This window comes from Micromonospora sp. NBC_00389 (assembly GCF_036059255.1).
GTDB lineage: Bacteria > Actinomycetota > Actinomycetes > Mycobacteriales > Micromonosporaceae > Micromonospora.
Map to the genome: position 1 here is coordinate 4,558,939 of NZ_CP107947.1, position 13,709 is coordinate 4,572,647.

Consider the following 13,709-nt stretch of genomic DNA (forward strand, 5'->3'; position numbering starts at 1 on the left):
GCGAAGCACGCAAGGAGATGCCGACCAACCTCGCGACACTGAAGCAGCGACTCTGGGCTTGACCCGTTTCGACGGACAGGGTCGATGTGTTGATCTTAGTCAGGCTGCCTGGACCGCTGGTAGCAGGTGCGAACCGGTGGCTTCGAAGGCGGCGGGGCTGAGGTAGCCCAGGGTCGAGTGCCGGCGGCGGGTGTTGTACCACCCTTCGATGTACTCGAATATGGCCTGGCGGGCAGCTTGATGGGTGGGCCATGGCTGGCGGTGCAGGAGTTCTGTCTTGATGGTGGAGAAGAACGATTCGGCGACCGCGTTGTCCCAGCACTGCCCGCGCCGTCCGACGGACAGGCGGATGCCGTGACGTTGCGCGAGGCGGGCGTGCTGGGCACTGGTGTATTGACAGCCGCGATCCGAGTGGAAGACCAGCCCAGACTTGGGTCGGCGCCGCATGAGGGCGTCGGTGAGAGCGGCGTCGATCAGGTCGGTTTTGAGGTGGTCGGCGATGGCCCAGCCGACGATGCGGCGTGAGGCCAGGTCGATAACGGTGGCCAGGTAGAGCCAGCCCTGCCAGGTGTTGATGTAGGTGATGTCCCCGCACCAGCGGGAATCGACCGCAGCCGGATCGGTGCTGAAATCACGCCCGACCAGGTCAGGGCGTCTGCCGGCGTTCGGGTCCGGGATCGTAGTGGCCCGCCACCGGCGAGGGCTCTTACCGGCCAGTTCAGCGGCGCGCATCAGCCGGGCGACGCGTTTACGGCCGTGCCGCATGCCGGCGTCGGCGAGGTCGGCGTGGATCCGTGGCGCCCCGTAGGTGCCCTTCGACACCGCATGGACCTGGATGATCTTCTCGGTGAGCTGGGCATCAAGGCGCCCGCGAACAGACTGGACGCCGGATTTGCGCTGGTAGTAGGCGGACCTGGAGACCTCGAGCAGCTCACACGCACGCTTGACGTTGTGTTTGCCGGCTTGCTCCGCCTCGATGAACGGGTGCACGTTCACCGGGTCTCCTTCGCGAAGAAAGCCGTCTTAGATTCAGGTGGTCAATGCAACGGTGCTGGTAGATGGGTGACTTGTGGCGCGAATGGGTCGGCCTGGCATGTCGGACGCGATGAAAGAGGACTTGTGGCGGCGGTGGCGCGACGGCGACTCCATCAGCGTGATCTCCCGGGCCTTGGACAAGCCGCCGGGCTCCGTTTTCACGGTGCTGAAGCACCATGGCGGCATCGCGCCGGCCGAGCGGGTACGTCGGGCGGACCGCTTGACCGCGGAAGAGAGGGAATCGATCTCTCGCGGTCTTGAGGCCGGTGCCTCGCTGCGTTCGATCGCTGTGTCGATCGGCCGTCCATCATCGACGGTGAGCCGAGAGGTGGCCCGCAACGGCGGCCGAGGGAAATACCGGGCAGTCGCTGCCGAGCAACGTGCTCAGGAGCAGACCCGCCGCCCGAAACCGTCCGCCCTGCAGGAGAACCCGGTGCTTCGCCAGCTGGTAATCGAGCTGCTGGAGAACGAGTGGTCCCCGGAGCAGATCGTCGGCCACCTGCGGCTGACCCACGCCGACAACTCGTTGATGAGGATCAGCCACGAGAGCATCTACCGTGCGATCTACACGACCCGGTGGAAAATGATTCCGCGAGAGCTGTGCACCAAGCTGCGCACGGGCCGTCCCATCCGAAAAAACAAGCGCAACACCGTCAAAGGCCAGTGGCGCTCCCAGATCACCGGAGCACGGCCGATCGAGGAACGACCGGACGCCGCCGACGCACGGACCGAACTGGGCCACCTCGAGGGCGATCTCATCGTCGGCGCCAAGAACAGCCAGGTCGCGACGCTGGTCGACCGAAGATCTCGCTACCTGACCATGGTGGCCCTGCCCAGCCGGCACACCACGACTGTCATCCCCGCTCTTCAGCAGGCGTTCTCGCTGATGGATCCCCGCCTACTCAGCACCTTGACCTGGGATCGCGGCATGGAACTCGCCGGCCACCGGCTGCTGACCGAGGCCACCGGCGTCGACGTCTTCTTCGCCGCACCGCGCAGCCCCTGGCAGCGCGGCACGAACGAGAACACGAACAAGCTGATCCGCCAATACCTACCGAAAGGCACCGATCTCGGCCTACACGGCCAAGCCGACCTCGACGCCCTGGCCGCACGACTGAACAACCGGCCCCGCAAATGCCTCGGTTACCGCACCCCAGCCCAGTGTGTTGCCTTGACTCTTTGAACCTAAGGTCGCCCGCTTGAGGATGTCCACGTCCTCGCGCAGCCTGCGGTTCTCCCGCCTCAGCTGCGCGAGCTCGTCTCGTTCGCTGCTGGTCAGCCCGTCGGTGCGGGTGCCGGTATCGAGGTCGGCCTGCTTGACCCAGTCACGCACCGCGGTCTCGGTCAGGTCGAAATCCTGGCTGACCTGTCGAAGCGTGCGGTCACCGCGCTGGCACAACTCGACGATCTCGGCCTTGAACTCCGGCGTGAACGACCGGCGAGGCCGCGGCCGCTTCTTCCCCATGCTCTCCATGATGATGGACACCCTCCCGGAGACCCCAGGTCCCCTGATCTTGGATGTCCGTCAAAACGGGGCAGGCCCACTCGAGAGCCGTTAGGCGCCAGCACGGCGAGCGATACCAGCACGAGCGGATCCCGGTCGACTCGCCGCAGATGAGTTTTACCTGGAGGCATCTGGCAGTCGTTACCCGCGCGCCGGGAGCGGGAACGATGTACTGATCGCCTATGGCGCACGACCGGGCGAGCAGGGCGCACTTGGGCAGCCCTGCTCGCCGTCCGGTACACGGTAGCCAGATCGAACTGGTCACTCGCAGCGGTCGTCGGCGCCCCGGCCGTGCGCCTCGCAGCAGTCGGGGCGGTGCCGGTACACCCGCAGGTCGCGTCCCCGCCGGTGGGCGAACTCGGGCGTGATCTCGTACAGGCACGCCCGCCAGACGACGGTTTCCCCGCCGCCGGCCACCACCTGGCCGTCGCCGGGCCCGCCGTGACGCTCGACGAACGTGTCGAAGTCGGGTCTCGGTGCACATGTGCCTGAAGTTGTACGCAGCGTCGGTGTGATGGGCGAAGGGGAACGCCAGGCGGCACCGACGCCCCGAGGGCATGGTTTCGCGGCACTTCACCCCGACCAGCTCGTCCTGGATCAACCAGGTGAAACGCTGGTTCGGCTTCCTGACCGACCAGATGATCCGCCGCGGCACCCACAAATCCGTGCAGGCACTGGAAGCCGACGTCCGCTCGTGGGTCGCCAATTGGAACGAGAAGGAGGTCCTGGTGCCCTGTGGGGAGGTCACCACGCTGCGCGCGGACCTGCCCGCGGCGGAAGGGCTGCGGCAACCACCCCCGACTGGAGAACGGCGCCCACCGAGGCGACACTCGGCACCACCGGCACGCCCTCATGCCCAAACCCGCACCCCACGACGATCAATCATCCACGCACATCAACATTCTTGAGGTCGTGGAACGTCGAGGTATAGGAACGTCGCCACGCCCGCACCGTGCTCGACGAATACGGCCCAGTTCAACGGCCATCGTCCACACCAGAGCCTCGTCCAACACCCACCGGACCACGATCCGGCCGTCGTCATCCCGATCGACGCCCCGATACGGCGCCGCCGAGTCCTCGGTGGCATGATCAACGAGTACCAGCGAGGCGCCCGGCGACAACGCAACAGCGCCGGCATCAGAGCCTTCCTCGGGCTACCGGATCGGGCGGAGATCACTATGTGTCGAGAACGAATGTGATCAGCAGGTTCACCTGGTAGCCCGTCGCGGTTCCCGCGCCATCGAAGTTTATCCGCTGCTCCTTGACCCAGGCGCTGGTCACCTTCCGTAACGTCTGGTTGGCGCGGGCGACGCCGATCATGATGGCGTCCTCGAAGCTCAAATCGGACGTTGCGCTGATCTCGGTGACGCGAGCGACTGTGCCGGCCATTGGCTGCTCCCTGTTCGCGGATCCTTCTTACACGGTAGGCGGTGGCTGCCGCGCCCGAGGCATTCCTTCCCAATCGGCTACGCGCGCTGCCGAAACCCGCGCAGCACGGACCAGCCGTGCTCGTGTCGTGCATGCCGGTACGCGGGTCGTCGGTTGTTTCGGCGAGATCCGCCTGAGTTCTGGACTTGTCCGTCTCGTCCCGCACAGACCGGTGGAGGGTATCGAAGCCGCTAGTGGCGGTCCTGCGCATGACGAGGCGACGATCAAGGCACGACCAACGGCCACGCTGCCTGCTGCCGTTGCTGATGTGAGTTCTGCTCGCCCCAACGAGAAGGTTCGGGTAGAGCGGCGGCCGGAGGCGAGGCGGATGTTCGTGTCGGTGCCGCGTAGGTGCCCTCGCCGTCGCAGGCCTCGATTCACAAGACCGGCAACAACGGGTTGATCAAGCTCGTGGCCGTGCTCGTCGGTGCCTCCTCAGCCAGCAGGACCGGAGTGAGATCAGCCGGCCAGGTAAACCCTGATCAGGCCGACGGCACCCGCGCCAGGGCTGAGGCCAGGACTGGGTCAGCGCTGAGCCAGTCCAGCCTTGGCGTCGCATCGGGTCGCCCATGCCGGGCGCGACCGGCGTCACGCGCAGCGCCGGATACCTAAGCGCGACCGGCAACGGTGTGGTCGGCTTGAGCGAGGCCAACCCCGGCACAAGCGGACCATCGCCATTGCCATTCACAAGGAGTGTCGCCCATGACCGCTGTCGAACCAGCCGCCACACCTTTCGCGGCCGCCTCAGCGCCGGTGAAGCGGGACCGGAATGAGATCTTCGTCGAGTACACCAAGTCGATCTGTCCGGTGTGCAAGGTGGTCGTGGACGCGCAGGTCAACATCCGGGACGGCGGGGTGTACCTGCGTAAGTGCTGTCGCGAGCACGGCCAGTTCGAGGCTCTGGTGTACGGCGACGCGCAGATGTACGTGGACTCTGCCAGGTTCAACAAGCCGGGCACGATCCCGCTGGCCTTCCAGACCGAGGTCAAGGAGGGCTGCCCGTCCGACTGCGGGCTGTGTCCGGAGCACAAGCAGCACGCCTGCCTTGGCATCATCGAGGTCAACACCGGCTGCAACCTGGACTGCCCGATCTGCTTCGCCGACTCCGGCCACCAGCCCGATGGCTACTCCATCAGCCTCGAGCAGTGCGAACGGATGCTCGACGCGTTCGTGGCCGCCGAGGGTGAGGCCGAGGTGGTGATGTTCTCGGGCGGCGAACCCACCATCCACAAGCAGGTCCTGGAGTTCATCGACGCCGCGCAGGTCCGCCCGATCAAGGCGGTCAACCTCAACACCAACGGTATCCGGCTGGCCAGCGACAAACGCTTCGTTGACGCTCTGGGCGAGCGCAACCGGCCCGGCCGGGCGGTCAACATCTACCTGCAGTTCGACGGGTTTGATGAGCGCACCCACCGCGAGATCCGCGGCCGGGACCTGCGCGAGATCAAACAGCGCGCCCTGGACAACTGTGCCGCGGCCGGTCTGACCGTCACCCTGGTCGCTGCCGTGGAGCGCGGCCTCAACGAGCACGAGCTCGGCGCGGTCATCGAGTACGGGCTGACCCATCCAGCGGTGCGCAGCGTGTCGTTCCAGCCGGTCACCCACTCCGGCCGGCACGTCGAGTTCGACCCACTGACCCGGTTGACCAACTCCGACATCATCCACCGGATCGTCGCCCAGCTACCCGGCTGGTTCCGCGCCAGCGACTTCTTTCCCGTACCCTGCTGCTTCCCGACCTGCCGGTCGATCACGTACCTGCTCACCGACGGCGCTCCCGGCAGCCCGGACTTCGGCGTGGTACCGATCCCCAGGTTGCTCAACGTCGCCGACTACCTTGACTACGTCTCCAACCGAGTGGTGCCGGACGACGCCATCCGCGAGGTCTTGGAGAAGCTGTGGTCCGCCTCGGCGTTCATGGGCACCGACACCACCAACGAGAAACTCGCCGCCGCGGCGGCGGCCCTCGATTGCGCCGACGCCTGCGGGGTCAACCTGCCCGAGGCGACCGCGAATCTCACCGACCGAGCCTTCATGATCGTCATTCAGGATTTCCAGGATCCGTACACGCTCAATGTCAAGCAGCTGATGAAGTGCTGCGTCGAGGAGATCACCCCCGACGGCCGGCTGATCCCGTTCTGCGCCTACAACTCCGTCGGCTACCGAGAACAGGTCCGCGAGCACATGTCCGGCGTCCCGGTCGCCGACGTCGTCCCCAACGCCGTCGGATTGCAGCCGATGCTGAGCAACTCACCGTACGGGTCGAAGATCGCCCGCCACACCACCACCAACGCCGCGGGCAATGATCAACGGGGCGTGGCGCGTGACACCACCAACGTGGGGAGGCGCATCCGGTGAACCGGACAATTGAACCCGCCGCGGCGGCGCAGGCCAAGGCGTGCTGTGCAGCCACCTACGGCTCCGACGTGGCGGCGCTGCTGCTGGACGACTCCTACCACCCCGGTGGCCTGGCGCTGACCCGCCGGCTGGCCGATCGGCTCGCCCTGCGCGCCGGCGAGCGGGTCCTGGACGTGGCCAGCGGTCGGGGCACCACGGCGCTGACGCTCGCGGCCGAGTGCGGTGTCGATGTCACCGGTGTCGAGCTTTCCGGTGCCAATGTCGCGCTCGCCACCGGCGCGGCGCAGTCCGCCGGCCTCGGCAACCAGGCCCGGTTCCGGGTAGGCGACGCCGAGCGGCTCCCCGTCGACGCGCAGTCGGTCGACGCGGTCGTGTGCGAGTGCGCGTTCTGCACCTTCCCCGACAAGCCCACAGCCGCCAGCGAACTGACCCGGGTGCTCCGCCCGGGCGGCCGGGTCGGGATCACCGACGTCACCGTTGAGCCCGACCGGCTCCCGCCCGAGCTGACCGGGATGGGGGCGTGGATCGCGTGCGTCGCCGACGCGCGCCCCCTCGACGAGTACGCCGCCCTGCTGACCGATGCGGGGCTGACAGTCACCCACACCGAACGCCACGACGACGCGATCGCCGCGATGATCGATCAGATCGAGGCCCGCCTCACCGTCGTGCGGATGACTGCCCGAGCGCGGGCCGATGCCCTCGGCGTGGACTTCGCACGCGCCCCGGCGGTGCTGGCCGCCGCCCGCGCCGCGGTCGCCGACGGTGTTCTCGGCTACGCGCTGCTGACGGCCATAAAACCGCGTTGACGCGAAACCGGTGCTCCGGCACCGGACAGGAGATTGGAGACGATCATGGCAGGACCGCTGCGCGCGAGCTGGACCCTGGCGGCCATGACCGCGGCAGCGGCCGGCGCGGTCGGGTACCTGGGGCTGGTCACCGGCTGGCTCACCCTCGATCTCGGCATCGGCCGGCGGACACGTGCGCTCGGGCCGCAGGTGTTCGAGATCGCCGCGCCCCGTGAGCTGGTCTTCGACGTGATCGCCCAGCCGTACCTCGGCCGGGCCACCCGGGCCCAGCAGGAGAAGATCCAGGTGCTGGAACGCGGTGACGGGATGGTCCTGGCCGCCCACCGTACGGCGGTCGGCCGTGGTCTGGTCACCCAGACGATCGAGACGGTTGCCTTCACCCGCCCCAACACCGTCGACTTCCGCCTCGTACGCGGCCCCGTGCCGCACGTACGGGAACGCTTCACCCTCACCGACGACGGCGGCCACACCCGACTGGAGTACACCGGCGAGATGGGCACCGATGGCTGGGCGCTGGGTGCCGGGTGGGCGGCGGTTGTCGCACGGCGATGGGAGGCGACGGTCGCCGACTCGCTCGCCACGGTGAAGTCCGAGGCCGAACGCCGGCACGCGCTGCGGCGCACAACCTCCCCGGGGGACCGCTCCGGCACGGCCACCAAAGACCCCACCGCCGGCCAGACGGAATGACCATCCTGCGGTGGACGCCGCCACGCCGCCCACCAGTGACCTTCCCGTCGCCGGGTAACCGGTCCGGCACGCCTGCTTGGCGTCCGGATGGCCCGGAGTGCCGCCCGTGGAACGAGTGACGGCGGACCAGGACAAACCGTGGTGTATGGCTGAAGTCGACATCCTCTGCGACCTGTCACCGGCCGAGATGAACCGCCATCGCCGCCACCGCCCCCTCAAAGACCTATCCTGGAGGGGTGGACATGCAGCCGGCCGACCAGGGCCATCGGCTGCCGCAGGGCCAGGTCGTCTACCCGCACACCGACTGCTGCCGTTCGGCCTGCCGGGGAGGAAGGACGGATGAGCGTGATCGAGGTGTTGTACTTCGACGGCTGCCCGAACCACGAGGGCTTCGTGCCGCATCTGCGGGCGCTGCTCGACACCGCTGGGGTGGATGATCCGATCCACGAGCGCGCGGTGGAGACTGACGTCGACGCCCAGGCACACGGTTTCCTCGGATCGCCGACGCTGCGAATCGACGGCGTGGACGTCGACACAACGGCCGCGCAACGCACGGATTACGGCCTGCAGTGCCGGCTCTACCCCACCGAGGATGGCGTTTGCGGCACCCCGCCCGATCAGTGGATCCTGGCCGCCCTGCAGCGCCGGCAGTCCGCCTTGGCGGCCGGCTGATGGTTGCCCGGATCGATCTAACGCGGCTGCGTGCGCTGCTCGACGCGGGCGCCCAGGCGATCTGATCTCGGCCCCCACCCGGGTACAACGCGTTCATCGATCCGGCAACGCAACAGCGCCGCTCTGGCTATCTGACGGGCTCGCCGGGAGTCACCCGCGTCGCCGGAGTCGTTGCGCAAGCTTCCGCAGCCGCTGCTGGTTGTCGGGCTTGTTGAGCTGCTCACGCGCTTGGCGGGTGAGCCGTTGTCCTTGCGGGTTGTGCAGGAATGTACGGATGCGGTCGACCATGGTTGCCATGCTGGTTTCCTTCCTATCGTGGATCTTCGTGCCGGCGGCGGGGCGTTCGCCGGAGTCGGGTGAGGGCGGGGATGGGTGCGCGGCAAACCGGCGCCCGACGCTGACACGGGTGGCTGCTTCCGTCATTGCTGCCATCACTGTTCCGATCCACGCGCCCAGGATCGGGGCCCGGTCCGCCGGTCGGTCGGAATCATGGCAGCCAGGCTGTCCCCGTCGGTCTTCCACACGTCCCGGGCAGGCTGTTCGCGCGGCTGATCCAGGCGGCGCTCGCCAGGGTGGGGGGCACCTGGCTGGTGGGGCCTGCTGCGGCCCGCGGCGGCGCTGTGGTGGCCGGGTCTGCCGGTGCGTTTCGGGTGCGATTGACGGACATGACATCCCCTTGGGGTAGGGCCGGTGTGGCTGGCACCTCAGGAGTGGGATGTCGTCGATTCCGGGATAACTCGATCGTACGCTTGTTCGGCCTGGCGCGCTTGGTGCTCTTGGGGGTCGTTGCGTTCCCTCATCGGCGGCCGCGTTGAACGTGGGTGCGCTGCAGCCAACCGGTTCCATGCGCAGACGTGAGTCTGCAGCGGCGTTCAGTGAACGTTGGCCGATCGCATGTCCACGATGACCGGCAGGCCGCTCGCCATACCTCCGCTGCCCGCGGCGCAGGCGGGCAGCGCCGCTATCTCCGCCTGCGCTTGGCTTGTGGGGTTCAGGTCCGTGACACGACCCATCAGACACACCCCGTGCGCTTCCCGGCGAGGGGTCAAGGGTGGGCGCAGGGCGTGCGCGATCGCCTCGTGCCCCCGGACATGCCGCATCACAAGTCGCGCGCGAGCGCGGTGAGCATCCCGTGGACGACCGGTTCGGCGTGGCGTATGCAGTCGCAGTCTGCCCCGTGGGTGTCGCGGTGCCAGGCGATGAGGTACTGCAGAGCGAGCTGGTTGACCTGGTAGTCGTGTTCGGCCTTGACCCGGTCGGTGTCGGCCTGGCGGTTCTGGCTGAGCAGGATCAGCGGGGCGGCGTAGGCGGCCTGGGTGGAGAAGAGCAGGTTGAGCAGGATGAACGGGTAGGGATCCCATCGGTACAGCACGGCGACGACGTTGATGGCTATCCAGACCGCGACGACAGCGGTCTGGACGAGATGAACCGCCAGGACCCGAACACCGAGGTGACCGAGTCGGCCAGGCGTTGTCCGGACGTGCGGTGATCGTGCCGGTACTGGTCAGCGGGGTGTCGGTGGTGATGCGGGGTCATGTCGGCCGCCACCCTTCGGCCCGGAGGGCCTGTCGTCTTCAGCCCGGCCGGGACGAGATGCCTTCGGCGTCGGCCGGTCGATGCGCTGCTGGGCGGGCAGTCGCGGCGCGTGCGGCGGCCCGACGTCGTCGGTGTCGAGCATCCCCAGTCGCAGCACCAGGTACGGATGACCGAGGTCGGCCGCCAGCCGCCGCATCGACTGGCGGGTGCCGGCCATCTCGACGGCGGCGCTGAGCGGCAGGACGGACACCCCGAGCTCGACCGCGGTGAGCCAGGCCGACGACAGGGCTTCACCCGCGCGCAGCCAGTCCACTGGCTGGTCATTGGGACCGTAGAGCACCGCGTACACGGCAATGCGGTCGTGCCCGGTGCTCACCGGTAGGTCGCCGTGGTGGCCGAAGTCGCGGCCGGGCACGGTCGTCTGCGGAGCACGGAGGGGAATCGTGTCGTCGGGAACACCGGTGCCCGCTGGTCGGGTGCCACCGGTCCAGCACGCCAGCTCCGCCTGCCACGCCGGATCGGCGGTCTCCGCCTGTTGGGCGTGACTGGCGGCGGCGGCGAGGTCCAGCAGTTGGTCGGGTCGCAGGATGTGCAGCCACGCTCCTTCGGCCTGCACCGCGGCGGTGATGGCGCGCAGGTCGTCGGGTCCGACCGCCGGGCCGGTGACGGGACGGCGATCGGTGTGGCGCAGCCGGATGGTGTGCGTACGGCGGACCGCCCGCAGTTCGACCGGCGCCCGCCCGACGACGCGCAGGCGGGCGAGATGGCCGGGGTCGGTCGGATCCGGCATCCGGGTCACGATGGCGCCAGCCTTGCGCGGCCAGGGCGATCCGGGCGTGCTGCAGAGCGGCCCCGCAGCTCAGCGTCGCGAGCCGGCTGTCAGGGTCCGTGACGGCGAGCGCCCGGGCGCAGTCGGCGAAGAGGTCCAACCGGGTCCCGCCCACCCGCCACCGCCACGGCTGGGTGTTGTGGATCGACGGCGCGTAGCCCGCCACGGTTGCTGCTCCGACCAGCGCCTGGATCACGGCCCGAGCGTCGGTCGGTTGAGTCTGGGTCGGCACGACAGCGTCCCTTCGTGGATCTCTATGTCGTCTGGCGATGCCGGTCACCCACCTCGCTCGGCTCATAACGGGCGCGGCCCGAGGCCCAGCGGTTGGCGGCATCGGTTCATCCCGCCCGGCGCGACCGGCGAGGCCTGCGGCAGGAGTGGTCCGCGAGGCAGCGCCGCAATTGCTTCCCAGAACGGGATCGGGCCGTCATCGGGGCCTTAACCGAGGGCGTGTGCACCAGCGGTGGACTGTCAGCCACCGGGGTCCCGAGCGACACCCGCAGCCTACCGCTCCCACACCGCAGGCGGCGATGATCGGATCGAACCCGCTTCCCCACCAGCCCGGCTGATTCGCCCCCGGTCAGCGCGAAGCCTTTCCCGCTGACTGCGCGTATGGTGAGGGTGTCGCTCGGGCCCCCGGTGGCTGACCGCCCGCCGCCGTCGACCCGCCCACGAGCCGACCAGATCCCGTTGCTGTCGCACCGCGCTGTGCACGGCCGGCCGCCCGGTTGTGGCACCGATTCGCCGGCCCGACCGCGTGACTCACACACGGCCGTTCGCGTCGTGGGACTGCTCGATGAGCATCGAAGGAATGTGAGCGCGATGGCCTACATCGCCAAGGACCACGACAGCGCCGTACACACATCCGTGCTGAGCGCCGGCATGGCACCGCTGGTGCCGGACGTTGCCGGGCACCAGCCCGCAGGGGAGCAGGTCAGGCCGATCGGTACCGCCACCGACGGTGGCCGTGGATCGGCGCCGACCCCCAGGACCGAGGTCGGCCCACACCTGAGCGCGGCGGTCCGGTATCTGCTCGCGGGCATCCGGCTCGCCTTGGGCTGGATCTTCCTATGGGCGTTCCTGGACAAGATGTTCGGCCTGGGACACGAGACGACCGCCGCGAAGTCTTGGGTCAACGGTGGCAGCCCGACGGAGGGGTTCCTGGGAACCGCCGCCAAGGGCCCGTTCGCCGGCTTCTACCACTCGATCGCCGGCGCCGGCCTGACTGAATCGCCCCGGGTTTGGTAGCGGCCCTGCCAAACCCGGGGCGGTTCACTTCACACCAACCTCCGGGAGCTGGCTCAACCTGGTCGAACGCTGGTTCGCTGAACTGACCAACCGCAAGCTCCGCCGCTCCACGCACCGCAGCGTCAAAGCCCTCGAAGACGACGTCAACGCCTGGATCGCGGCATGGAACGACCCGAAACCCTTTGTCTGGACCAAAACCGCCGACCAGATCCTCGACAACCTCGCCAACTACTGCGCCCGGATCAATAAGGCTTCCAACGACTCAGCACACTAGATGTCGGGCGTCGGGATCGCCGCCGGGCTCACCCGGCTTCGTACGCGGGCCTCATAGCCGGGCCCCAAAGCCCGGCTTTCGGCGCTTAGAAGCCCGGCTTTCGGCCGGTGGTGACCGGCAGCGGAAGCTTCGGTGAATTGGGCCGTCGTGAGTTGCCGGGTGTGGAGTGAGCACTGCAAAGTGCTTGCCTGTGCGTCTACTGCCGTTCCTCGCTGCCCTTGTTGCCATGCTTGTCGTCGCCGCTCCCGCGCAGGCGCACGTCCGTGCGACCTCGGTCGCGGTCGACCTGCGAAGCCAGGGCAGCGGCGTCGTGGCTGTCGTAGATGTGGAGTACGACGTCCTCGCCCGGCTGTTGAGTCTCGACGGTGTCCTGAGCCCGGACGCGGTCGGCGTGGACGGCGCGGCCGCCGAGGTGCCGACCGAGGTGCGGCGCAGGTCGTTGGAGGCGCACGCGAGCGACGTGGCGGCGTACGTCGGCGAGCGGCTGCGGCTGAGCCGCGGCTCGATCGGGTGCACCGCTGAGGACGACGCCCGCGTCGAACTCGCCGACTCCGGCGCGGTGCAGGTCGCGCTCGCCTACGGCTGCGCGGCGTCCGGGGCGCTCACCGTCCGCAGCGACATCTTCCGCGTCTCCGACGGCGTTGTCGACGACACCACCACTATGGTGGCCTACGACATCGACGGTCGCCGCGGTTCGACGTTGCTCGACTCCGCCCGCACCAGCGTCACGGTGGGGCACACCGCTCTGCTCAGCGACATCCCGCGGTTCGTCCGGCTCGGGGCGGAGCACCTGCTCTTCGGGCTCGACCACGTGTTGTTCCTGCTGGCGCTGTTGCTGGGCGCGAAGCGGCTGCGCGACGTCGTCGAGGTCGCCACGGCGTTCACGGTCGCGCACTCGGTGACCCTGGTGCTGGCCGCGGTCGGCTGGGTCAGCGTGCCCGGGTGGATCGTCGAGCCGCTCATCGCGCTGTCGATCGCGTTCGTCGCGGTCGACAATCTGCTCTCGCCGAGGACGAGCCACCGGCTGCCCGTGGTCTTCGGCTTCGGGCTGCTGCACGGGCTCGGCTTCGCGGGCGCGCTCAGCGTCGACGGGCCGCTGTCGGCCTCGACGCTGGCCGACCTGGTCTCCTTCAACGTCGGCATCGAACTCGTTCAGTTGGCGATCATCGCGCTCTCCTTCCCGGCGCTGCTGTTCCTGCGCAGGGCCGTGACCAAGCCGGTCGCCGCTCGCGCTCTCACGCTCGGCACCGTCGCGGCGACCGTCGCCGTCGCTGGTGCCGGTCTGGTCTGGTTCGTCGAACGTTCGCCGCTCCTGACCTGACACTCATCTCCCGC

Annotated in this window: 13 protein-coding genes and 3 pseudogenes; 9 read left to right on the top strand and 7 right to left on the bottom strand. The window is 68.5% G+C overall.

The window, feature by feature from the left end; all coding sequences use genetic code 11:
- Positions 1-99 precede the first annotated feature (99 nt).
- Positions 100-996 carry an IS3 family transposase gene (locus tag OG470_RS21785; RefSeq protein ID WP_328414943.1) on the bottom strand — a complete coding sequence of 299 codons (897 nt, stop codon included), beginning with the start codon at positions 994-996 and terminating at the stop codon, positions 100-102.
- Between the two features lie 97 nt (positions 997-1,093).
- On the opposite strand from OG470_RS21785, the gene OG470_RS21790 reads away from it, so the two are divergent.
- A complete protein-coding gene (locus tag OG470_RS21790; protein ID WP_328414945.1) occupies positions 1,094-2,218 on the top strand; it encodes an IS30 family transposase in 1,125 nt (374 codons plus the stop codon).
- Here the strand turns inward: OG470_RS21790 and OG470_RS21795 are convergent.
- Together OG470_RS21795 and OG470_RS21800 are read right to left on the bottom strand one after the other, a co-directional pair.
- Entirely contained in the window at positions 2,111-2,500 is a 390-nt protein-coding gene (locus OG470_RS21795) for a transposase (protein WP_328414947.1), read from the bottom strand. The two genes, OG470_RS21790 and OG470_RS21795, sit on opposite strands and share 108 nt — an antisense overlap.
- Before the next feature lie 300 nt (positions 2,501-2,800).
- Entirely contained in the window at positions 2,801-2,956 is a 156-nt protein-coding gene (locus OG470_RS21800; RefSeq protein ID WP_328426855.1) for a hypothetical protein, read from the bottom strand.
- A 125-nt stretch (positions 2,957-3,081) separates the two neighbouring features.
- Here OG470_RS21800 and OG470_RS37315 point away from each other — a divergent pair.
- Positions 3,082-3,240 (top strand): annotated as a pseudogene (locus tag OG470_RS37315) (IS630 family transposase); the annotation flags it as partial.
- Between the two features lie 475 nt (positions 3,241-3,715).
- Here OG470_RS37315 and OG470_RS21805 read toward each other — a convergent pair.
- Entirely contained in the window at positions 3,716-3,928 is a 213-nt protein-coding gene (locus OG470_RS21805) for a dodecin family protein (RefSeq protein ID WP_328414949.1), read from the bottom strand.
- 792 nt (positions 3,929-4,720) lie between these two features.
- Between OG470_RS21805 and OG470_RS21810 the strand changes: the two genes are divergently transcribed.
- The 4 genes from OG470_RS21810 to OG470_RS21825 all read left to right on the top strand — a co-directional run bounded on the left by OG470_RS21810 (position 4,721) and on the right by OG470_RS21825 (position 8,487).
- Entirely contained in the window at positions 4,721-6,322 is a 1,602-nt protein-coding gene (locus OG470_RS21810) for a radical SAM protein (RefSeq protein WP_328426532.1), read from the top strand.
- Complete coding sequence (locus OG470_RS21815) at positions 6,319-7,128, top strand: SAM-dependent methyltransferase (RefSeq protein WP_328414951.1); 810 nt, start codon at positions 6,319-6,321, stop codon at positions 7,126-7,128. Before OG470_RS21810 ends, OG470_RS21815 begins: the two co-directional genes overlap by 4 nt.
- Positions 7,129-7,173: 45 nt before the next feature.
- The gene (locus OG470_RS21820; RefSeq protein ID WP_328414953.1) at positions 7,174-7,815 is read left to right on the top strand and encodes an SRPBCC family protein; all 642 of its coding nucleotides are present in this window, start codon (positions 7,174-7,176) and stop codon (positions 7,813-7,815) included.
- A 339-nt stretch (positions 7,816-8,154) separates the two neighbouring features.
- The gene (locus OG470_RS21825) at positions 8,155-8,487 is read left to right on the top strand and encodes a DF family (seleno)protein (RefSeq protein WP_328414955.1); all 333 of its coding nucleotides are present in this window, start codon (positions 8,155-8,157) and stop codon (positions 8,485-8,487) included.
- Positions 8,488-8,637: 150 nt separating this feature from the next.
- On the opposite strand, the gene OG470_RS21830 is transcribed toward OG470_RS21825, so the two are convergent.
- From OG470_RS21830 to OG470_RS21840, 3 genes are all read right to left on the bottom strand, one after another.
- Positions 8,638-8,784, bottom strand: coding sequence for a hypothetical protein (locus tag OG470_RS21830; RefSeq protein WP_254336939.1), 147 nt, complete (start codon positions 8,782-8,784; stop codon positions 8,638-8,640).
- Positions 8,785-9,586: 802 nt separating this feature from the next.
- Positions 9,587-9,922: a DUF1003 domain-containing protein gene (locus OG470_RS21835; protein WP_328426534.1), complete on the bottom strand. Its 336-nt coding sequence runs from the start codon at positions 9,920-9,922 to the stop codon at positions 9,587-9,589.
- Positions 9,923-9,991: 69 nt separating this feature from the next.
- Positions 9,992-10,813 carry a nitroreductase gene (locus OG470_RS21840; protein ID WP_328414960.1) on the bottom strand — a complete coding sequence of 274 codons (822 nt, stop codon included), beginning with the start codon at positions 10,811-10,813 and terminating at the stop codon, positions 9,992-9,994.
- Positions 10,814-11,674: 861 nt separating this feature from the next.
- On the opposite strand from OG470_RS21840, the pseudogene OG470_RS37320 reads away from it, so the two are divergent.
- From OG470_RS37320 to OG470_RS21855, 3 genes and pseudogenes are all read left to right on the top strand, one after another.
- Positions 11,675-12,070, top strand: a pseudogene (locus OG470_RS37320) (hypothetical protein); the annotation flags it as partial.
- A 52-nt stretch (positions 12,071-12,122) separates the two neighbouring features.
- A pseudogene (locus OG470_RS21850) lies at positions 12,123-12,374 on the top strand (IS630 family transposase); the annotation flags it as partial.
- Positions 12,375-12,600: 226 nt separating this feature from the next.
- Entirely contained in the window at positions 12,601-13,695 is a 1,095-nt protein-coding gene (locus tag OG470_RS21855; protein WP_328414962.1) for a HupE/UreJ family protein, read from the top strand.
- The last annotated feature ends 14 nt before the right edge of the window (positions 13,696-13,709 follow it).